13 protein-coding genes and 1 pseudogene are annotated in these 23,564 nt (G+C 33.5%); 9 read left to right on the top strand and 5 right to left on the bottom strand.

Annotation, left to right across the window (positions count from 1 at the left end):
* The first annotated feature begins 75 nt into the window (after nucleotides 1-75).
* Together ACOZ9X_RS19130 and ACOZ9X_RS19125 are read left to right on the top strand one after the other, a co-directional pair.
* Complete coding sequence (locus ACOZ9X_RS19130; protein ID WP_423419568.1) at nucleotides 76-3,645, top strand: non-ribosomal peptide synthetase; 3,570 nt, start codon at nucleotides 76-78, stop codon at nucleotides 3,643-3,645.
* An 18-nt stretch (nucleotides 3,646-3,663) separates the two neighbouring features.
* A complete protein-coding gene (locus ACOZ9X_RS19125) occupies nucleotides 3,664-4,362 on the top strand; it encodes a 4'-phosphopantetheinyl transferase family protein (protein WP_423419567.1) in 699 nt (232 codons plus the stop codon).
* A gap of 80 nt (nucleotides 4,363-4,442) precedes the next feature.
* On the opposite strand, the gene ACOZ9X_RS19120 is transcribed toward ACOZ9X_RS19125, so the two are convergent.
* Nucleotides 4,443-4,565, bottom strand: a complete 123-nt coding sequence (locus ACOZ9X_RS19120) for a hypothetical protein (RefSeq protein WP_423419566.1) — start codon at nucleotides 4,563-4,565, stop codon at nucleotides 4,443-4,445.
* A gap of 18 nt (nucleotides 4,566-4,583) precedes the next feature.
* Nucleotides 4,584-5,843, bottom strand: a complete 1,260-nt coding sequence (locus ACOZ9X_RS19115) for a helix-turn-helix domain-containing protein (RefSeq protein ID WP_423419565.1) — start codon at nucleotides 5,841-5,843, stop codon at nucleotides 4,584-4,586.
* A gap of 361 nt (nucleotides 5,844-6,204) precedes the next feature.
* Between ACOZ9X_RS19115 and ACOZ9X_RS19110 the strand changes: the two genes are divergently transcribed.
* Together ACOZ9X_RS19110 and ACOZ9X_RS19105 are read left to right on the top strand one after the other, a co-directional pair.
* Nucleotides 6,205-14,232 (top strand): DNRLRE domain-containing protein, encoded by an 8,028-nt coding sequence (locus tag ACOZ9X_RS19110; protein WP_423419564.1) that lies wholly within the window; start codon nucleotides 6,205-6,207, stop codon nucleotides 14,230-14,232.
* The gene (locus ACOZ9X_RS19105; RefSeq protein WP_423419563.1) at nucleotides 14,233-14,475 is read left to right on the top strand and encodes a hypothetical protein; all 243 of its coding nucleotides are present in this window, start codon (nucleotides 14,233-14,235) and stop codon (nucleotides 14,473-14,475) included.
* Nucleotides 14,476-14,850: 375 nt separating this feature from the next.
* Here ACOZ9X_RS19105 and ACOZ9X_RS19100 read toward each other — a convergent pair whose 3' ends face one another.
* The gene (locus ACOZ9X_RS19100; protein ID WP_423419562.1) at nucleotides 14,851-14,973 is read right to left on the bottom strand and encodes a hypothetical protein; all 123 of its coding nucleotides are present in this window, start codon (nucleotides 14,971-14,973) and stop codon (nucleotides 14,851-14,853) included.
* Nucleotides 14,974-15,367: 394 nt separating this feature from the next.
* Here ACOZ9X_RS19100 and ACOZ9X_RS19095 point away from each other — a divergent pair, with 394 nt between their 5' ends.
* The 3 genes from ACOZ9X_RS19095 to ACOZ9X_RS19085 all read left to right on the top strand — a co-directional run bounded on the left by ACOZ9X_RS19095 (nucleotide 15,368) and on the right by ACOZ9X_RS19085 (nucleotide 17,094).
* Nucleotides 15,368-16,465 carry a tyrosine-type recombinase/integrase gene (locus ACOZ9X_RS19095; protein WP_423419561.1) on the top strand — a complete coding sequence of 366 codons (1,098 nt, stop codon included), beginning with the start codon at nucleotides 15,368-15,370 and terminating at the stop codon, nucleotides 16,463-16,465.
* Between the two features lie 186 nt (nucleotides 16,466-16,651).
* Nucleotides 16,652-16,840, top strand: a complete 189-nt coding sequence (locus ACOZ9X_RS19090) for a hypothetical protein (protein ID WP_423419560.1) — start codon at nucleotides 16,652-16,654, stop codon at nucleotides 16,838-16,840.
* Nucleotides 16,841-16,971: 131 nt separating this feature from the next.
* The gene (locus tag ACOZ9X_RS19085; RefSeq protein ID WP_423419559.1) at nucleotides 16,972-17,094 is read left to right on the top strand and encodes a hypothetical protein; all 123 of its coding nucleotides are present in this window, start codon (nucleotides 16,972-16,974) and stop codon (nucleotides 17,092-17,094) included.
* 109 nt (nucleotides 17,095-17,203) lie between these two features.
* Here the strand turns inward: ACOZ9X_RS19085 and ACOZ9X_RS19080 are convergent, their stop codons facing one another.
* A complete protein-coding gene (locus ACOZ9X_RS19080; RefSeq protein ID WP_423419558.1) occupies nucleotides 17,204-18,175 on the bottom strand; it encodes a hypothetical protein in 972 nt (323 codons plus the stop codon).
* A 256-nt stretch (nucleotides 18,176-18,431) separates the two neighbouring features.
* On the opposite strand from ACOZ9X_RS19080, the pseudogene ACOZ9X_RS19075 reads away from it, so the two are divergent.
* Nucleotides 18,432-18,726: pseudogene (locus ACOZ9X_RS19075) on the top strand (ISL3 family transposase); the annotation flags it as partial.
* 1,474 nt (nucleotides 18,727-20,200) lie between these two features.
* Here the strand turns inward: ACOZ9X_RS19075 and ACOZ9X_RS19070 are convergent.
* On the bottom strand, nucleotides 20,201-20,803 hold the full coding sequence (locus tag ACOZ9X_RS19070) for a TetR/AcrR family transcriptional regulator (RefSeq protein ID WP_423419557.1): 603 nt from the start codon (nucleotides 20,801-20,803) through the stop codon (nucleotides 20,201-20,203).
* Nucleotides 20,804-21,055: 252 nt separating this feature from the next.
* Here ACOZ9X_RS19070 and ACOZ9X_RS19065 point away from each other — a divergent pair, with 252 nt between their 5' ends.
* Nucleotides 21,056-23,464, top strand: a complete 2,409-nt coding sequence (locus ACOZ9X_RS19065; protein WP_423419556.1) for an efflux RND transporter permease subunit — start codon at nucleotides 21,056-21,058, stop codon at nucleotides 23,462-23,464.
* Nucleotides 23,465-23,564 lie beyond the last annotated feature (100 nt).

The raw sequence follows: 23,564 nt of genomic DNA, 5'->3' as shown, positions 1-23,564 counted from the left end.
TCAAAGACTTTAAACAAAAGGCCAATACATCTCAATCATGTTTATTGGTCTTTTTGTTTACCTTTGGAGGACTTTATGAAACTTGATAACAAAACTTTAGTAGACGAAAACGAAAAGAACCTATTCTTAAAAGATGGACATTCAGAATTTAAAATTGATTCTTGTTTTACCTATAACTTATCAGACCAGTTGTTGATTGATCTAAAAAAGATGTCAAATCATTCTGTACAAGGCAGGATATTAATACTTTCATCTATTATAAAAGTTTTATTATATCGATATACAGGTCATTCAACCATACCGATTGGTATACCTTCAATCGATCGTACAAGAGATAACATCTACACCATCACTACTGAGAAAATTTCTATCCTTTCATTTAAAGATTTAATTCTAAGTGTCCAACAAGAACTTAACCAAGCAATATCTCGTAATCAAAAGGATATAAAGAGCCCATCCGTAATCGTTACTCATGAACTGATACATAAAAAATTTGTTAGTAATGGGAATACGGATATCATGTTTTCTTTTGAAGAGATAGAAGAAGATTTATTATTGCATGTTCACTATTCTTCATCACTATTTACAGAAGAATTTATTAAGCAGGTTACAGGTCACGTTCAAACGTTATCACATAGCTTATTAAATAATCCTGGAGAACTTCTATCGACTGTGCAGTTTCTTGATGAAAATGAGATTTTTCATCTTACTCAAGAATTGTACAATACTCATAAAGATCTTGATAATAATCTTCTTATACATCAACAATTTGAAAGACAAGCTGCTATAACACCAGATAAAATAGCAGTGATCTTTCAAGCCGAGACATTTTCATACAAGTATATAAATGAAGAAAGTAATAAACTTGCTCATTACTTAAAAGATAATTACTCAATATCGAAAGATAACCCTATTGGTTTGTTAATGGATCGTACTGAAAAAACAATTATTACAATTCTGGCTATCCTAAAATCAGGTGGATGCTATATTCCAATGGATAAGATGTATCCAGAGGATAGGATTATAGATATCATTGATGATTGCAAGATGAAAGTCCTTATCACTGAGAAGGACTATGCAAGCACTGAATTGCTTCAACGAATCCCTTTATTAATACTTGAAGATACAATTATGGAAATCGACCAATATTCGATTGAAAACCCAGTGATTCAAACGAAGATATCTGATCTGGCATATATTATTTTCACCTCAGGATCCACGGGGAAACCTAAAGGTGTAATGATTGAACACCAAAATGTTATCAACCTCGTTACACATATGAATGAACTCTTACCAAACATTGCTGAAGAAGTTGGTTTGGCAGTAAACTCATTTTCTTTTGATATCTCTGTTATAGACCTATTCTTTTGTCTATCCAACGGCATGACGATAGTCGTTCATCCTCATGACGAAATACAGTATGAGAACTATGATCGGTACCTTTCTTTAGGACAACCCATCACTTTTCTACAGACTACACCCTCTCGATTAAAATTATTAATAGGAGATACAAATTCAACAAAATTTCTTCAATCCCTTCAAATGATAATGATGAGCGGTGAGAATGTACCAACAGAAATCATTAAGAACCTGAGGAAATTAACAAAGGCAAAGATTTTTAATATGTATGGACCTACTGAAACAACGGTATGGTCTATAGGAACGGAAATACATGAGAAGATGAATCTTGTTCCAGCAGGATTACCCGTTCTAAATACACCCATTTATATCCTGGATCATAACCTGCAGTTAGTTCCAAAAGGTGGTATAGGTGAGCTTTATATAGGTGGAAAAGGTGTATCTCGTGGATATATTAATCGAGAAGAGTTAACCACTGAGCGCTTTATTCAGAATCCTTTTCTTAATAAGACAGATTGTATATATAAAAGTGGGGATCTTGTACGAATTCTTCCTGATAACACCTTATTTATTATAGGTAGAATGGATTCTCAAATAAAATTAAACGGATATCGAATCGAATTAGAAGAAGTGGAAAGTGTCCTGAAAAATCATGAGAATGTTTCTGACGCGTATGTTTTGATTCAACAAGAATCTGATAAAGAAAAACTAGTAGCGTATATAAAATTTACGGATAACTCCATTAAAGAAAATGAAGTACGTGAATTTCTAAAGAAGAAACTACCGAGTTATATGATTCCTCACAAGTTGTTAAAGTTGAATAGTATACCGCTAACAACCAATGGGAAACTGGATACTAAGAGTTTGCATTATTACAGTGAAGAACTAAATAAGGAAAATAAGAATATGGTTTTCCCACGTAACAAGATAGAAGAAGAACTACACTTGATTTTTAAAGACACGTTAGAAATTGAGAATATAAGTGTGCATGATAATTTTTTTGATATAGGTGGACATTCCCTTATGGCACTTAAGATTGTTGGGATATTACAAGAAAGATTGGATAAAGAAATCTCACTTGGTGATTTCTTTACTACTCCTACTATTTCAGGTATAGCAGAGAATCTTAGTAAAAGTGAATTGAATAAAGTAGTCAGAAGATATAATGTGGACTTTTCACCTGATAGTTATTACTATTTCTTCCCTTGTATTTACGCAGCAGTAATTGAAAAAATGAAGCACGAACTCAAAATCAAAGTGAAAAAGAGTTTTATTCCTGCCATAGAAGGTTATCCACTACTAGGGTATAGCTATGCATTGAATTCGACTGAAAGAGCTGAAGGTTTAGACTACATGGCTCCGATTTTTGGTAAGTTTGCTGATTTTAAAAGTAATGAAGAACGATTTGATATTCAAACTACTAACCATAGTTTTGATAGCTTAGGAAAAGCGATCAATTGGTGTGAGGAGCAACTGAGTAAAGGACGTTTAATAGTAGCTACCGTAAATACTTATTACCTTCACTATACCAGTGATTACATGCTCGATCCGGATCATTGTTTAGAAAAATTTAATGATAAATATAAGAGGAATGAACCATTTTTAAGTCATGCACTGATTCTGGTAGATATAACAGAGGAAGGATTCGTGGTCTTTGATTCAAACTTTAATTACTTTGGATTAGTACCAAAAGAGGATTTCCATAACGCGTTCATGAATCTCAAAGGGCTTCCCTTTTTAAAGGATCATCCTGCTTATCTTAATAGTGTTCCTTATTCAGTAGCTGACATTGATGTAAGTAGAATCGAATTTAATGAATCACAAATAGCAGAAGAGATTTTTGCTAAGTTGATTACAGGATACTTTAGAGAAGACAAAATTTCGCATGTTCACGAGGGAATTGAAGCCCGAGCTTTTATCGGATTGAGGGCGATCAATGAATTAATCTCTGTTCTTCAAGAATATAATGACCCTACTTATCATAAAGATGTTCGTTTTTTAATTCTAAAACTCTTTTTCGTTTGGAATCATACATTTTTATTTTTGCATGATTTTTTACAAGATGTATCTATTACTTATCCTGTGAGTCCAAACGACTTAAAGAACTTACTAAACATCTCAAACCAATGTAAAGAATGGTCACTTAACATTGAGAACGTTACTTCTTCTGAATTTGAAGAGTATATTAATAAAATGGTATTAGAGTTAAAGCAATCAAGTCAAATGATTTCAATAATGTTTAATAGATTAAAAGAAAAAACGCATTATATGCAACTTCAAGAATAACGTGATAGGAGGATCTCAGTGGAGATCTATGCAGTTCAGCTCGAAAAAATTCCTCAAGCATTGTATGGACAGTTGTTATGTATGTTGGATAAAGATAAACAGCAAAAAATTAACCGTTTTGTTAGATGGGAAGATGCCCATAGAAGTGTTCTAGGAGACTTACTTTTGAGATACCGATTAATAGCAAAAGGGGTTAAAGGAAACATAAATTTTTCTAAGAACTCGTTCGGGAAACCTTTCATTAGAGAGAATGGGCATTTCTTTTATAACATCTCCCATTCAGGTGAATGGATTCTCTGTGTAACAGGGAGTGTAGAAGTGGGAGTAGATATTGAAAAGATCAACCCAATCGATTTAAACTTAATGAAAACCATTTTTACAGATAGAGAAGCGCAACTGCTATTAAAACAACCATCATCTGACCGTTTACCTTTGTTTTATAACTTATGGACATTAAAGGAATCATACATCAAAACAGTTGGAAAAGGTATGTCCATACCTTTGAAGTCGTTTGATGTGAGTCATGTTATCACCAACGGAGCAAGTGGGATAATTCAACAGGATAATCATCCCGTTTATTTGAAGTCTATAGATTTCGATTCTGGCTATAAGGTATCGGTAGGATCCTTAGATTCTAATATAACAGATAAAATTAATAAAATATGTGTGTCCGAACTTATCAATGTATTGCTTCCAACAGGTCAAAGACAAATATGACATGATCAATTAGACTTATATACAAAGAAATGCCTAATTAATTACCTATATAGGTTTTTAATTAGGCATTTCTTTATTCTTTATCTTTGAGCGATGATTGGATCTGGTGGCTCTTCAATTCCAAATGGGATGTTTGTTGTAGTATTAACTAGTAACGCTAAAGAAAAACTTAAAATAAGAGTTTTTAAAACGAGTTTCTTCATTAATATAATCCCTCACAGTTAATTTAATTTGTTCATAGCCATTATTGCTTTTGAATAAAAGGTAGAAGATTGTTTATACTTAAATTCATTTTCATAATACTTAGCAGCAACTTGGTAAAACTCTGCAAGATATACCCAATTTTGTTTTTGTTCGAAGTATTGAATAACTTCAGATTTAAGATATTCAAAGGTCGTGCTGTGATTTTTACCTAAAGAAAATACCAGATGATAATAAGAGATTAAGATATTGAATTCTAAAAGCGACTTATTGCCTTGTGTTAATTTTAATCCTTTTTCAACTAGCATCATACCTTCATGAGAATTATTAAGGTTTGCATACTCTTTAATCAATGAGTATACAGTCTTAACTTGAGATAATGAAGGTTGGTTTTGTTTATAATCTAAACTTTGTTTGTAATAATTTATTGCGCTTTCTGAATGCTCTCTTTTTGATTCTATGTATCCTAAATTTTGATATATAGAACCTTTTAACTTATCATCATCAAATGCATTTGCAATAGTTGCAGCAAGTTCAAACTGTCTGATAGCTTCTTCCCAATTCTCGATTCGTTGATTAATAATTCCAAGAAGAATGCGGCAATCTGCGCAGCGTTTGAATAAATAATTCTCTTCAAAATGCTTAAGTGCGATTCGTGTGTAATCAAGGCTCGCAATGTTTTTCCAAAGCATATTCGTTACAAGTCCTAAAAGATAATACAAATATCCTTTTTCCCAGATATGTAATTTCAAGAGAAAGATTAGATTCTCGGCACTCAACAAAGCTTTATATGATTCGGAATATTTTCCCTCGTAGTAACAACTCACCCCCTTCACAAGAAAGAAATACAGCCTACTTTTGTTTTTAAATAGATCTTCTAAGATGATCACTTCGTTAAAATGTTTTTTAGCAATCCTTGGTTTAGGATCAACCATTAAATAAAAAAGAGTCTGAGAGAGCGTAAATCGCAATCGGTGTTCTATATTCGTAATTGTAGAATTTTTTAATTTTGTATAGAGATTACGAGCAAGTTCAACGTCTTTAAAAAGTATGCTTTTAGTCCAGTCATCTATTAGTAATTCTAATTCCTGATTGTGGTTTTCATCGTCAAGGTCAACACCTAACCGTTTACCAAGAAGTTGAAGTATATCTTCGGATGGAACCGTTTGCCCATTTTCGATTTTACTTAGGTAAGAAGTGGAACAAATACCTAATGCTAGTGTTTGCTGTGATATGTTCAAGGTTTTTCTAAAATATTTTATTTTTTCACTGGTTTCCATAAGTGACCAAGCCTTTTACCTAAATTATAACTTAAATTGAAAGTTTTGGACGATTTTTTATCCCTTACATTTAAAATTCATGTGAATTCACAAAGAATGAAATTATAGACTTCTAGTTAATTTCATATACCGTATATAAAAAATACCCATCATTTATTGATGGGCATATAATCTCATTTATTACTCATTTAAGCACTTTATTCGCTTAATCTTATAAACACATAGTTAAATATTTATGAGCTTATTATATTAATATTAGTAAATTTGACACTGTCCATTTATAGTAAGTATCTGTACTATTTTACCAGAATATGATTTTATATGTAATCATGTTCCATAAAATGGTGAAAAGAGGGTACATATGGTCAAGGTAGGTAAATCGATAACTAAACCATTACTAATCTGGATAATGGTAGTAACACTCGTGTTAACCTCCATTCCATGGACAGAAGCAAAACCAAGAGTGTTTGCGCATGGAACAGAAAGTCACGGAGAGGAAACAAAGGAAAAGAAAAACAAGAAGAAAGATAATGTTGAACGACTTCATGAAATTAAAGAAAAGCGCACAAGTCATTCAAAAACGTTTAAAAACAGCGATTTAACAGAAACGACTGAACTTTTTTCTAGCCCCATATATTATAAAGAAGAACCTAAAGGAAAATGGCTGGAAATTAATAATAATGTTTCAGAAGACATACACGATGAAGCTGAAAAAGGAAAATTCAGATATAAGAATAAAGCTAACAAGTTTTCTTCTTATTTTGCCAGTCATGCTAACAAGGAAATTTTTAAAATTAAAGAAGAGAACCATTGGCTTTCTTATTCAATCACTGGAGCAGCTAATGCTGTAGCTAAATCAAAAGATAATAGTGTTATCTATAAAGATATTTTTAAGGATACTGATGTTAAGTATTTAATAGGGGCTAAAGGGATCAAAGAGGATTTTATATTTTACAAGAATCCTGATTACAATGAAATTACTTTTGATGTTAAATCAAACCTAGAAATTAAGCAAAACGAAGACAAGTTTAACTTTATAGATAAAAAAACAAATAAAGTAATTTGGTCTTTTGAACCTGTTTTCTTGAGAGATGCTGAAGATAGAGAGTCTCGCAAAAGCTATTTTGAATTAAAAAAAGAGAACGGTAAAAACACCTTAGTTCTACATTTAGATAAAGATTTTCTATCTGATTCGGAAACAAAATATCCTGTTACATTAGATCCAACTGTTATAGGTGGAAATGCTACTAATAATAAAGATGCTTATGTTGGCGAAGTTTGGAACAATGTAAACTATGGGACTGATGCTGAATTAAGAACGGGGTACGCCCCTACTGTAAATAACCATCGTTCGTATTTAAAATTTGGAGATAGTTTACCTAGTTTAAATGGTGATCTTTTAACAGGCGCAAACTTTAAGGCCTATAAATGGTATGAACCTGGGAGTGTAGATACAACTGTCAATATATTAAAGGCTACTGCTACTTGGGATGAAAATCTTATAAAATGGAACAACCAACCCGCTGTAAGTACAACTGTTTACGGAAGTAAACTCTTCACTCAGGGTGCTGCTAACACATGGTATTCATGGAATGTGGGAACACTGGTGAAAGATTGGTATGCTGTACCTACAAACTATTATGGTCTTGTAATGAAAGATTCAAAAGAAGGCGTGACAGGAAGTTATAGAAAGTTTCATTCTAGTGATTATAGCAGTACTTATGCACCATATATTGAAATACTTTCTTCACCAAGACCTAGTGTTCCTTCTGCTACTGTCCAGGGTAATGGAAGTAATTCAGGTACAGGTTACATTGACTTAACTTGGACGGCTGTTGCTGGTGCGACAGGGTATAAGGTATTGATTTATAACGGGAAAGCATACGAAGAGATTGATGTTGGAAATGTAACATCATGGACTACAAAAGGTAAAAAGATATGGCCAACTGCAAGTCAGATTGCTGCAAGCACAACTACTTTCTTAAGGAAAGGAGACGGACAAGAATTAGCAGATGATCCGAGACCGGTTTACCAAAAGGCAGGTGGAACTGGCGGTGCTTATGCTACTAGAAAGAATTATGCGATTAAAATAAAGGCATACAATTCTTTAGGACAAGCTCAATCCGATGGTATAACGCCTTCTTTACCTGACCAAACAGCTCCTACTAAACCAGGAACACCGACAATCGGCAATGAATTAAATACTCAATTCAGAATTAATTGGCAAGCATCGACTGATACTTTATCAGGCGTACAAAAGTATCTGTTATACATGGGAACTACATCTGGTGGGACTAACATCTTAAACGGTGAACCGATTACAACAAATACTTATACCCATCCAACACCACTAGATCCACGTGTAACGTACTATTATTATGTAAAAGCAGTAGATAACAACAATAATATTTCACCTGTTTCAGGTATTGGACAAGCAAAGGCTAGATTGTTGCAAGATGCAAGTCTTCAAGCTGTCTCTATCCCTGACCCAATGGAAGCTGGTGGGGACTATAACGTTGAAATAACATTGAAAAATGAAGGAATTGAGACTTGGACGAGTGCACAGAACTTTATGTTGGGTTCAGTAAATGAAACTGATCCATTCTCCAAAATTTTGAGATTACCGCTTGGCTCAACTGAGGTAATTAATAAAGATCAAAGTAAGACGTTTGCTTTAAAATTCAATGGGGGAGATAAAACAGGCCTCTTTAATACAAAGTGGCGAATGTTGAAGATAGGTACTGGTTGGTTCGGTGATACGCTTTCTAGAGATGTTCCAGTAGTGGATACTAAAGCGCCTACTGGGTCTATCGTTATTAATAATGGTCAAGAGATTACAAACTCACCTAATGTTACCTTGTCTTTAAATGCAACGGACAACACGTCCAGTGGGTGGATGCAAAGGTTTAAGAACGAAACAGCTACTTACTCTAGCTATGAGCCTTATAACACGACTAAACAATGGACACTTTCTGAAGCAAATGGTGAAAAAACGGTAACAGCTATGTTCAAAGATGGATCAGGTAACGAGTCAGTAGAAGCTTCTGATTCCATTAAACTCGATACAAATTTTCCGACTGCAGTTATTAGTTCACCAAAAGAACTAGATTATCTAAACGGTACTATTGAGATAAAAGGTACTACGAAAGATGAAGATTTAAGAGAATATTCTTTAGAATACGGAATTGGTGATGTTCCAACTAGTTGGTATTCCATACTAATTAGTGATCGAGTAATAGAAGATGGTTTGCTTGCTAATTGGGATACTAGAAGCCTTACAACCGGTAAATACACGATACGTTTAACCGTAACAGATGCTGCAGGGAACACGACCTATGAACAAAAGAAGGTTTGGATTGACCAATCGAATAATCAATTAGGATTAGAGGATTTTTGGGGTACAGAATCAACAGCCTCAGGTTTTGGTAGCAGCGATATTAATCTATCAAACGGTAATTTAATCTTAAATTATACGGATGCTTCGGTTGATGGGAGACAACTAGATCCTTCAATTGGTAGAACTTACAATAGCCAGGACATAAACCTTGGATTATTAGGACAAGGCTGGAGATTGAGCGTTGAAACAGCGGTTAGTGAAGAGGCTAATGGTGACGTTATTTATAGTGATAGTGATGGGTCTAAACACAGATTTATAAAGAATACTGACAATACTTATTCGGCACCAAAGGGTATATTTAAACGTTTAATCAAAAATACGGATGGTAAATTTGTTATAACAGATTTAGATCCAGCTAGCATTTCAGAAACTTATTCTGACTCTGGTTCTATTTCATCCATTTCAGATAAGAATGGTAACAAAATAACATTTGTTTACACAGATGGAAAGCTTACAAGCATGAAGGACGATGTAAGCCGCGAAATTTTGTTTAAATATGGAACAAATAATTTAATAGATGAAATCATTTTATATACAGGTAATAGAGTTAAATATGGTTTTAATGAAGAAAACCTACTAAACAAAGTGGAGTATTTTGATAAGAATGGGCTAAGTTATCGTGTATTAACTTATCGATACAACAATCTAAATAAATTAACTCATGCCGTTGATCCTAATGGCAATGCTGTTGTTTATTCTTACAATGGTAACCGTGTTATTAATGCCGCAAGTCAACATACATCACGAGAAGCGGCGACTGGAAAGAACCTTGCCCCTGTTACTTTAAATGAAAGTTTAACTTACGATTTAGCAGCAAAAAAAGTCATGTTGCGGGTCTCTGGTGCAGCAGATTCTCAGGAAATTGATTATCTGTTCAATGATGCAGGAAATATTATAGAAACTGTAACAGATCCGAAAGGGTTAGCGATTCGAGAGAAATCGACTTACCAAGATAACTTATTAAAAGAGTCTATTGATGGTAAAGGGTACAAAACTTCATATACGTACGATACTTTAGGAAACCTGTTAGCCAAAACAGAACCAACCTTTACGGATGTAGAAGGCGGAACGGGAACACCTATTACAACCTATGAGTATAAAGCAGGAACAAACCTAGTTGTGAAAGAAACGGATGCTTTAGGACGAAGTGTTACATTTGATTACGACAGTAAAGGCAACCGTACATTAATGATTGACAGTGAAGGATTTAAAACGACTTATGATTATGATCAGTACGGAAACCTGTTAAAAGAAACATCTGAACGAGGGGCACTTTATGGTTATCTACCAAACTTTAGTTTTGAAGAAGGAGATGCTTCATTTAAAAACTGGAATTCTACAGGTACGGTAACATCGGATACTACAAACAAAAAAAGTGGAATCAAAAGTGCTAAGTTAACAGGAACATCAGCAGTGACGAGTGAATTTGTTCCGGTTAAAAAAGGAAAGCTTCCTGTGCGCGCCTTATACTGGATGAAAGGTGAAGGATTAACGGGTACAGGTATTAAAGGTACACTTTTATTCTATGATGAAAATAAAAGTAAAATCTCAGAAACTAGTTCTACACCAACGACTGGTTCAAATGATTGGAAGTTGTTTAACCTTTCCGCTCCAATTCCTGATAATGCAGCATTTATTAGTTTTCGTGTAGATTCAGCACTGACAGCTGGTAGTGCATTTGTTGATAGTGTTTGGGTTGAAGAAGCAAATATTATCGAACAATCTGAATACAGTACAGATGGATTATATTTAGTTACTTCGACAGATGCATATGGTAAAAAGATGAAGTACGAATATGATGAAGCAGGAAATAAGATCTCAGAAACCAATGAATTAAGTCAGACTGCTCGATATAATTATGATGCAGATAGAAAAGTCATAGAAGAGATCGATAGAATCGGTAAAAAGACAGTAAATAAATATGATTTAAATGGAAACTTGTTGCAAGTAACCAATCCTTTAAATCAAGTTACTGAATTTACGTATGATGAGAACAATCGTCAAACTCATATTAAAAATCCTGAAGTAACAAAGACGTTTTATGTTGGTCAAACTCCTCAAACGCCAGAGAAGGTTGTTGTTACAGAAGTAGATGAATACAATGAGTTCGGTCAGAAAGTAGCAGAGAAAGATGGGAATGGAAACGTATCAACATTTGCATATGATAAGGCAAATCGTTTAATTACGACTACCGATCCCCTTAAAAACAAAGCTGTATACTTTTATGACGCGAATGATAACAAGATAAAAGAAGAAGATTGGGCGTATGATATTTCTACTAGTACTCCTCATATTAAAGGAACAACTCTATATAATTATGATGAGTTAAACAGAGAGATATCATTTACAGATTCATCTGGAAATCCAAATAATATTGTAGAAAAGACTAAATACGATGCTGTCGACAATGAAATCAAGACTATCAGTGGAACAGGAGTTACAACAGAGTTTCAATTTGATAAGAACAATGAAAGCATCTATACAAAGGAATCATCAACACCTGTTACAGAAACTTGGGCCTTGTATGATGGTAATGGAAATTTAGCTATTTCATTAGACAAGCAAGGGGCTAGCTATAATACACATGATGCTAATGGAAACTTGTTAGAAGTCGTCGATGAAGAAGGAAAAAAGACGAGCTATTCTTACAACGCAGCTGGAGATAAAATAAAACAGGTTGATGCAACGGGTACAGAAACAACCTGGGAGTATGATGCGGAAGGTCAGCTTACGAGTGAAACTATTAAAATAGTAAATCCCGAAAATAACGAAGTTAAGCATCAAATCACAGAGTATCAGTACGATGCATTTGGTCAAGTCATAAAAAGAATTCATAAAGAACAAAATGGCTCCACAACTGGAGTTTCTAAAGAAGTTTTATTAGATTATGATGAGTTAGGAAGACTAGTTAAAGAAACTGGTATCACTAATAATAATTCTGAAGATAAGAAAATCACTGAGACCCGCTTCTATTTCGATAACAACGGAAATACAACACACACTTGGGTGTATGATCAAACTGTTGCGGTGCCAGAACTGTATGATCCAGATGGTGATAAAGTATATAACACAGAAACAGTCTCAACATATGATGCTAACAACAGATTATTGCAAGAAAGTATCTCTCATACTGGGACTGTCACCACACAATCTTTTGTTGATAAAGATAATAAAGAAATTTTGAAGAATGCCCTTGGGGATACAGAAGTTCTCTATAACAACAATGAAGATGTTAGTTCGATTAGAACACCAAACGGAGACGCATTTACTTATGAATATTTAGTGGATGATTCTATCTCTACAATTAACGCTCCAGGAGTTAAAACAAATTTAACTTATAATGGTGGTACTAAGGTAGCGACAATGAAAGGAACAAATGGTAGTGGTACACCTGTCGTTGACCTAGGGTATACTTATACGGATACGGAACAGATTGGACAGATTACAGACAAAGGACAAGTTAAAAAGAAATACACGTATACTGCTAACGGTTATTTGGAGACTGTAGAAGCAAGTGGGAAGAAATATAAGTACTCTTATGACGCAAACGGGAACGTTATAAGAATTGAAAATCTAACGTCAGGTAAGGTTAAAGAAATATATACGTATGCTACAGGTAACCGAATCTCTCAAAAGAAAGAGTACAATGATACGACAGGTGCATTAATTCGTACAACTAATTATACGTTCAATGCAAATGGTGCCCTTTCAAAAGCTCAGATCACGGAAGGTAGCCAAACGAATACTATTGATTATTCGTATAACAATGATGATCAGTTAATAAAGATCATGAAAAATATCAATGGAACGGAAACTAGTATTCTTTATGAATACGATCAGGACGGTAATCGACTAGCTAAAACTGTAAATAACGTTCACCAGCATTATCATCGTGATACAAATGGTGAAATCTTTACCATTACTACAGAAACACCTAATGGATCACAGACCATGTTTAATGCTTACAAAGATGCTGATGGTAATCTTTTAAGCTTCCGTTATAACGATAGTCTTTATTACTATCAGTTTAATGCTAGAGGCGATGTAATTGCGATTACAGATCCGGCAGGTACTGTGATAGCCACGTATGATTATGATGAATGGGGTAATATAACTTCTATCACAGGAAATCAGGAAGTGGCAAATGCAAATCCATATCGTTATGTTGGTAAATATGGAGTTATTTACGATAAAGACGCAAACACGTATCTGATGGGCTGGCGTGATTATGATCCTACGACAGGTCGTTTTATTGTCCCTGATGAATACGAAGGGGAAGAAGATGAGCCAACTTCTTTAAACCGTTATTTGTATGCAGAAGGGGACCCTGTAAATAATATTGATCCAGATGGTCATCTTCCAAAATGGATGCAAAAAGGATGGAAATCCACGAAGAAGTATTCTAAAAAGGCATATAATTTCGCAGCTGGGGATGATGTTCGAAAACTTAGAAGTAAAAAGTCCAAATGGTATCAAAAAGCTGGAGCGGGTGCAAGTCTCGCAAGTAATTTTGTACCAGGTGTAGGGGCAGCTAAATGGGGTGCTAAAGCTGGTATAAAAGCTTTAAAGTATGGTAAAAAAGCTAAGAAAATAAAGAAGTTCCCTGCTTCTTCTATCAAGAAAACAAGGAAACAAAAGTTAAAAACAAAACAACATAATAGAAAAGGAACAAGTCATAGAATAGCTAGCAATAAAAAGTATCAGAATAAAAATCTTAAAAAGAGAGTAGTAAAAAAACAAAGAAAAGCAGTAGCAGGTAAAATAACAGGATATACTAAACATGGTTTAGAACAGGCAATGCAAAGAGATAACGGAAGAGGAGTCTCTAGTAAAGCTATTTTAGATGCTGTGAGAAACCCTAAAAAAATTGATCAACAATCAGGAGGTAGAACAAAATATACAGGTAAGTTTGCTGTTGTTGTTCTTAATTCTGACGGGAAAGTTATAACAACATATGCAAAAGGTTCTAAAGGAGTAAGGAGGAAAAAGTAATTGGAAAGATTAAATGACGATATGTTCGAATTATTAAAACAATGCTTAAAATCACATAATCCTAAATTGTTAAAGGTAGTAGTTGATAAAAATTTTGAGATCCAAGAAGATTTAGGAGAGGAACTTAGAGAGATTATAAATAATGAACTCTTAGATAAAGGACTTAATAAAAATGATGAACCAAATATATATGGAAAAAAATTAGAATTATTAATAGACATCATTGGGCGATACTATATGTAACTGAGAATTTAAATTATATACTAATATTTAACCATGGAATATAATTTATTTAACAAAGGCGAACTTTGGCCTCAAAAGCTTATAGAATACTTTCAATAAAAGTTTAGTAACTTGTATCTTTCATGATTAAAATCCTAATTTTGGAATTAGCAAACTGTTATGGTAACTGTAATTAATGTTAATTGAATACTAACATTAATTATCTCACAGTATAAATTAGGATTTAATTTCACATACCGTAATTACTAATAATATTTAATTTTAAAAACACATCTTCAGATGTTATGCATCTTTAGATGTGTTTTTAATTAAGTTAATTTATTTAAGCAGGTATTAGTAGTGTTCCGACTCTTGTTTCACTACAAGTTTATATGTTTAATCTTTAAGTTTTTGTCCTACTTCTATAAGTATTGTGAGAATTCCTTTAACACCTACTAATTGTGTAAACTTTTGGTTAAAAGGTTTATCAATTATGACTTTATCAGTCTCAATATCCACACAAACTTCTCCTCCTACTTCAAACTGAAATTCCCCCCTCTATACATGTTTAAAAATAATCCTTTCTTGTTGTCATAACTTTTATTTAAAAAAGCACATGCTAATCCTCCAATTTAATATTTCTAGTTATGTAATTTATAATTAAATAAATATCACCACAAAGTTAACTGACTATTCAATCATTAAAAAATGACAGAACTTTTGTTCGTGCATTATAATTACTTATAACAATCAAGATAAGGATGTATTATCTTGATTGTTATAATAAATTAACTGATAATAGGTATATAATAATTCATAAAGTTAGTGTTAATATCTAAATAAGTTAAAGAGTAAATTACTAATACTAAATATAAGTAAGTTGATTCTATTTTCACAATGAGAGGAGAGTCACATGAATAATCTGGAAATTGTAAAAGGAAGAAGTAGAAGTGAAGAACTAACAGAGTTGATACATAATCTGGAAAACAAAAAGTTTCTAGATGAAGATCGAAATTTAAACTTGAGGGAAGCGAGCGAACGGGATTTTATCGAGATGTTCTTTTTTGCACGCGTTTTTGTAAAAGGAAAAGAGTTCTCTCATCATACGAAGCGAGCGTACCGAGCCGATGCAAAAACGCTGCTCGATTATTTAGCTGAAAACAAACTCTCTTTTTCAGACATCGGATATCCAGAAGTAAAATCGTACAACGAATACATCTCAGAGAAGTATGCCGCAAAGACGGCCATTCGTAAACTAGAGTTCTTTCGTAGGCTGCTCGATTTTGGATATGATACTAAGTATTATTCAGCACCGCTCTCTCGGTGGATCCATAAACCATCAGTAAAACGTGGACACTATTTAAACGAAGAAAATAAGAATCGCGTGCAGCTACGTGAACTGAACCAGGAAGATGCGGAAAGGTTGATCGAGTTCTTTCCAAGAGTCGTAAGGACCAAACATAAACAAAAACACCTTCAACAACGAAACCTACTCCTAGGTTACCTTCTATATACCACCGGTCTTCGTGCGAGTGAGATCGTGAACTTGAATAAGGGAAGTTTTTATTATCGTCGGGGTGAACTTTGGGTCGATGTGATCGGTAAGGGAGGAAAACATCGTGAAGTTCCTGTACGTGAAGAAACGGAGAATGAGTTACTCTGTTATCTCGAGATATGGGAAGGAAACACAGAGATAGATTCAAGTGATGAGACACCTCTTTTTTATTCGCTATATAATAAGGAAGAAACTCGTCAAAGAATCACCTATAATCACCTTTATAAGATCGTAAAAGAAGCTGTTCGTATAGCTGGCGCGAACGATAAGATTAGTCCTCACTGGTTCCGTCATACGTTCGTCACCACGATGCTTGAGAACGAGGTACCGCTCGTTGATGTTAAAGAGTGGGTCGGTCACTCAGATATTTCTACCACTAACCTCTATTTAGAGCGAGTCAATAAAGGAAAGAGTTATCAGCGCCTAAAGAAAGTGCAGTTGTTTGAGAACAAATAATGAGTAAAAAAGATCTGAAAGAATGCCATTAAGGTCTGATTCCTCTTTTATTATCAGTTAACTATATACTCCACTTTAGCTTTTTTTTTGCACTTTCTTAATTAAATAGAATTAATTTATATTGCCATGGGAATATATAGTGGATTTTCCTTTCTAATTGTTAAATAACATTCAGACTCTTCTCAAATGGCACTAGACGAATTCTATGGTGATGAAGATGATGAAGGAAATGAATATACGGTTGATAGTCGAGGCAATGTGCAAATAGATCTGGACGAAAGACGTGAATATTATAAGGTGGAAGCAGAACAAGAAAAGATCAGAGATATGCTTACTCACAGCGAAGAGGAAACAAACGAAACAGTTAAAAGCTGATGACTAAGCGTAAACGAGGAAATAAATGGACTATGCTCTTTCGAAAGAAGTTAGGGCAGAAAGTTTAGGTATATTAACCATTACAACGGCTTGAATTAAACAGTCGTTTTAAATAGAAGGTGGAGGGTAATATGAAAATTTATTATCTTTCTGAAGAAATTGAAAAGTATCTGAACATGCCAAAACAAAAAGGACCTAACATTCCTAGCGAAGTTCGATTATCTAACAATGTCGGTACAGTACTGCAGTCTTGAATGAAGTGGCAGGGAATTCGGAAACGAGGTCTACAAAGAGTAGTCATTTGGAGATAGGTGGAGGCGGAGGGAAAGGTAAAAAAAGCCTAGTTGAGACTAGGCTTATAGATTAACGTGCTACGTAATTCTTTAAACTTGCAAGTTTATGAGCTGCTGAAGGAACAGATTTTAAAGCATATCCACCGATGTCATAACTTAACGAACTTGGATCATAATTGTACTCATCATATCTTGGAATACTCGTATCTACTCCTCCTTGTAACCCGATATAATCAAGTTTGTAAGAATACATGTCATATATAGAGTTTAACCATTCATTTTCGATATAAAGATTTTTTACATCATTATTGTAAGTACCATTTTTATTGGCATTCCATTGTGTTGGATTTACATGGGAATCTTTTAACAATGGTAGGGCATTAAAAGTATATACACCACTAATGTTTCCTTTTCCAATAGCGCCACCATACTCATATTTACCACTAGTATTTACCCAATTAGCAGCACGTATATCTAGGTAAACTTTTTGAGCCAACCATCCACCTAAAGAATGACCGGTAAAGTACCAATTATAATGCCCATATTCTTCAAAATTTTTATAAATATAATTCACGTAAAGTTGCGCTTGGTATAATTGTCCAGGGGTATCAGCCTGAATTATGTTTCTAGCTGTATTATAATCTGTAATGTCTTGTGACCCTGAAAATACGATGAAAAGTTTTTTGCTTGCAGGTATAACTACAGCCATAGCTTTAAAACCAGTACGATCTAAAACATGTAGAGTACTTGAGTTGTTATCTTTTGAAGCGGGGTGTGAGTACCCACTATTAACACTGATACTATCAATAACTTGAAATTTATTATCTGGTTGTGTTACATCGATTAAACTTTCAATATTATATTCATCAAAGTTTCGATCTCCCGTTACTTTATATACATGTTTTGAAAGATCGTAGTAAACACCTGATGGGTTATCAATGTAACCTGCATATGCAGGTGAAGATGTACCTAAAGTAAATAACGAAAAAATACTTAGAACTAATGTAGTAACTACTGTTTTTACCCAAAATATCTTTTTCAACTTCTTTTTTCTCCATTCTTTTTTAAAATTATCTTATTCTGAAATTTAATTATTTCAAAAAAGGACATTAATACCATATCATTTAATAAATGGAAATATAATAGTATTTTAATCAAATGATATAAAAGTCCTATTAAAATTTCTCTACATACATTTAATTTTACATTTTTTTATTGAGTAAATTCAGCATTTTGATTGAAGAATATAAGTGTTATAAAAGCGATTCTTCCTTTTTGGACCGCCACCTTATATCTAAAAGCGTAAAATGACTGGGAGATTGATAAAGTCAATTGAAGAAAAGTACATGTCTAAAACTTTTGCCGAAGTAGCTGAAAACGTTGGTGTAGACGAAAGACTGTTAGAAGTGTCTTAAAGGATAATGTGGTATGCAAAGAACGAGAATACCTATTTGAGACTCCTAAATGACTTGGGATTGATGAAATACACATTATCCGTAAACCGCGTCTTGTACTGTCAATATTAAGTGTAAAACTATCTTAGATTTTAAGTATAACCATAATAAAGAAATGGTTGACCAGCCCCTTACTGAACGGAACCCAAAGATAGTAAAGTTGAAGTGGTAGAATTAATAGAATCCTACTCATCTGACCAAGTTTTTTATCATCTAGTCGATGAATCGATGATGCATGGAACACCTAAGGCTATTGATCAGTTTTTTACCAAGGTTATTTCAACTAATAAAAATCACATCTCATATATAGTTGATTAGATGTGGCGACATCAAGTCCAAAAGTTCAATTTTATTTAATACTATATCTATCAGAATGTGCTGAAGTAAATAACCAAGGTATGATACATGACGATGATCTTCATACAACGCTAATCGATATTAAACATAGGAAGAATAGTGAAGTAAAAGAATTAGCTGAATATAGTCTAGGTGTTTTTTATAAGAGAAATAATAGATTTCGAATTTAAGTAAAAGAATTTATGATTGCCCCCCCTATTATCCTATTGTTCAATCATTTGCATGTATAAGAATTGCTTTGTCTGGAAATGCTAGTAATAGATTGAGTTACTAGAGATAGTTTTTAAATAAGATAAAATCATCATTGTATGTGTTGTAATTAATGAGATATTAAAAATAATATTATGTCGTGTATTAATAACAAAAATATTAATAATAATAAAAAAGTTGTTATCATATATGTCAACAACGTTACTAACATATATTGTTTTTAGGTGGTAAAGTAAAAAAGATGAAGTCTCAGAACTTCATCTCTTTTTTATAGATTTTATTTATCATTCATGGAACGCATTTTCGTAGGTAAAAATTAACATATGGATAAACACATTTATTATTTTATATTACTCACTTTTATGCGTTTGAAGTAGCGATGTATTGTATTATCATTTTGATCATATATCAACTTATATACTTACATATTCAACATATATATTATTGTTAAAGATAACATATGTATTCAATTTTCATGTTCTGTTAATAGCTATTCTTAAAAAAGCATCGACTTTTACGGTAAGATCAAGAATCGTATTAAATAACACTTACACTTTTTACCTTTGTAAAACTTACTTTAAGAGAATTTTAAAATTGTTTTTCTTTAATAACTTTATTATCAATAACAACATTGTCAACTTTATTGTTGTTATTAACATATGTTTTGCTATGAATGTTATTTGTATTTTAACAACGATGTTTTTGTATTTATTCTAAACGTTATTAATATTAACATATACAACATCAGTATAAATAATATCTAAAAAATGCCACTACATAGACAGCTTATTTAACAACACCAAATATACTAAAAAAATTTTTAAGATATCAGGATCTAATAAGTTGTTAGTATATCTCTTAAGTAATCAAATATATGATTAAGCATTCAAGAAATTGTTATCATTAATAATGTCAGTTTTAAAAATAACAACGATTTCTTAGTTATTGTTATTGTTATTGTTATTGTTATTGTTGACATATATGTTGTTATATACCGCAATTTCATTCTTAATATATAATTCAACTTAACATTATATTTTTTTGAATCATTCATAATCCACGTTTAATAAGCCTGCCGGACCTTCCATAAGAAGGTTAGTTATACTCTCTGCCATGTATTCTGAAGCATACATCATCCCATTTTGAAGCCACCAAACGATAACACCAAGAATAGCTGAAGATAAATAGCTGATAAGTATCCCTCTAGGAAGTTCCTTTTTTTCAGACAAGTTGAGATTTTCGTATTCTAATGAAAATTTATTAAAGAAAAATTTTGTTAGTTCTTGATTAAAGTTCGGTGTGTCATGACTAGAAAGCATCGTTTTAAAAAATGTTTGTTCTGACCGTATCGCGTCAAACACGCGGATAAGCATCTTCCTTAGTTCTTCCAAGTTTAGTGTGTTATCCCGAAAATGAGAAGAAGGTTGAATAAGATCTGATAATCTCGTAAGCGTTTGTTCTGTCAATTGGTCGAGTAGATCGTATTTGTCTTTATAATGCAGATAGAAAGTGCCTCTACCAATCGCTGCTGTATCAGCGATATCTTGAACGGTAATCGCTGTAAAACCCTTTTGATTGATTAATTCTAAAAAGGCATCTCTAATCAATTTTCTTGTTCTTATTATACGAAGATCACTTTTTTTTGGCATTTTTCATTAATCACTCCTCAGTTAAAAATGTATCATAATAACAGACATAATGTTCAATAAAACCAATTGAACAATTATCAATAATTTGTTTAATATTTCAATGAAATATGTCAAATTTACTGTAAATGTTTGATATCATACACTCTTGTGAATATTGAACATTGAGGATACTCATATTATCTCCTAAAATTTTATTAAACATACTGTTATATAATATACAGTTTGTTCAACATTTTTCAGGAGGAATAAGAGATGAGTAGATGGTTTAACTTCTTAGCGAAAAAGGTTATCAATAGCCCTAAAAAGATTATTAGTCTTTTAATACTTTTCACAATGATATTGGGATTTGGTGTTACCAAAGTTCAAGTTGATCTTGGGCAGGGAACTATGATCTCCCACAAAGATCCGATCTATAAAGCTACGGCTGAATATCAGGATAAATTCGGTAGTGATACATTGTTCATATTGCTTTCTGGTAATCAAGATGATTTGTTATCAACAGATAATCTATCAGCGATTAACAAGTTACAGGGAAAATTAGTACAGAAAAAGGAAATTCAATCTGCATTCAGTTACTACAACATGATAAAAAACGGGACAGATCAGGCTACAAACATGCAATTGAAGATGAAAGAGCAGTTAAAAGAATTGGTTGAAAAGGCTGTAAGCGAGGCTGCTTCCAATGGTGCAACACCGGTACAGCAACAAGAGATCGCTCAGAAAGCACAAAATGCATTTATCAAAAAAATGAGTGAACAAAACGGTGTTAATCTAAATGCGCTGCAAGAAGTAGGCGCACCATCCATTGAGAATGAGAAGTTTGTAAAAGGACTTGTGTTAGATAAAGAAGGAAACTTGAATGAGATGTTTAAGACGATTATGCCTCAAAACGGAGAACATGCCTTAATCATCATGAAAGTAAAAGGGGGTATTCCCTATGATAAACTTTCTGATCTAACAGAAGACGTAAGTAATATGACAAATGAAGCAGGATTAAAAAATCTTGAAACAAACATATCTGGAACTCCCAAGATATATGGAGCCATCTACAATAGCATGATGAAAGATATGTCTATCATGCTTGGTCTTTCCCTAGTATTAATGGCAGTCATACTCTTTATTGTGTTCCCAGTCAGATGGAGACTCTTATCTCTTCCTGTTGTGCTCTTATCTTTATTCTGGACGATAGGAATCATGGGTTATATCGGAGTTCCAATGAGTATGGTAACCATGGCGATTTTGCCGATTTTAATTGGTCTGGGTACCGATTTTGCGATTCAATTTCATAACCGATATGATGAGGAGTTAAAAGCCGGTAAATCTGTAAAAGAAGCAACAATGCAATCTATAAAAAAGATGGGTCCAGCAGTCGGTATCGCTGTTTTTGCGATGACGCTAGGTTTCGTCACATTACTCATCTCAAAAGTCCCGATGATTCAACATTTCGGTATCATGCTTTCGGTAGGCGTGATTGTTTCCTACACCGTAAGTTTGCTGTTGATGTACACGGTATTTATGTTACGTGACCGTTCTGTTACATCAAAAGCTATTTCGACCTCTAGTAAAATAGAAGGTTTTATGAAAAAATTAGCTACATTCACTGTAAAGAAACCACTTCTTCTATTATTGATAGGTGTGGTGCTTTCAGCTAGTGGATTCTATATCGACCACACACTCAAGGTAGAAACGAATATCGAGAAATTGATGCCACAAGAAGCGCCAGAGTTAAAAGAACTGAACGAACTTCGCAAGATCATAGGTTCAACAAACGAGATTTCATTCATTCTTAAATCTGATGATGTAACAAGTCCTAAAGTAGTTAGCTGGATCGCAGATTTTGAAGAAGGACAGCGGAAAGTTCATCCTGAAATCGAGATAGTTACAAGTATCGCATCGATTGTGAAAGAAGCAAACAAAGGAGAAATCCCGAAAACACAAGATGAGATCGAGACCATTTTAACCCAAGTTCCAGGAGAACTAAAAAGTAATAACATTTCTAGTGACAAAAAAACAGCAGCTGTTTCCTTTACAATCGGGAATATCGGTATGAAAGAGCAAGCTGATCTGTTGAGTCAGGTCGAGAAAGAGATCAATCCTCCATCTGGAGTTGAAATGAATCCAGCAGGTTCTAACGTCATTAACATTAAATCGGTGGAATCTATGACTGAAAACCGTCATATATCTGCAGGAATTGGAGTAATTGCCATTATAGCAGGACTTCTGCTTGCATACCGCAGATGGAAGATGGCCTTGTATCCTGTTCTACCAATCGTGCTTGTTGTAGGATGGTCTTCTCTTATGATGTTCCTGTTGGACATTGAGATCAACCCACTAACAGCAGTACTAGCTTCCCTTGTTCTTGGTATAGGAAGTGAGTTTACTATCCTTATCATGGAACGCTACCAAGAAGAGCTCGAGAACGGCTTATCACGCGATGAAGCGTTAATCAAAGCAATCTCTAAGATTGGAAGGGCGATTACCGCCTCGGGATTAACCGTAATCGCTGGTTTTTGTACCCTTATCTTTTCTGAATTTGTGATGCTGCGATCGTTTGGAATAACAACGGTTTTTGATACATTCTTATGTTTGATCAGTGCTCTATTTATTCTTCCATCGATTATTGTACTCCTTGAAAAAAGAAAACCTAAAAATGAACAGTAAGCAAAATTAAGTTGTTTGAGATAGGCTTATTGGGTAGAGATGTTCTATCTTTTATTATCAAAAACAATAACGATATTGTTGTTGTTTTTAATATATATGT

The organism is Fictibacillus nanhaiensis (assembly GCF_049537595.1).
Taxonomy (GTDB): Bacteria; Bacillota; Bacilli; order Bacillales; family Fictibacillaceae; genus Fictibacillus; species Fictibacillus nanhaiensis_F.
This window is presented reverse-complemented; position numbering and strand designations above follow the sequence as displayed.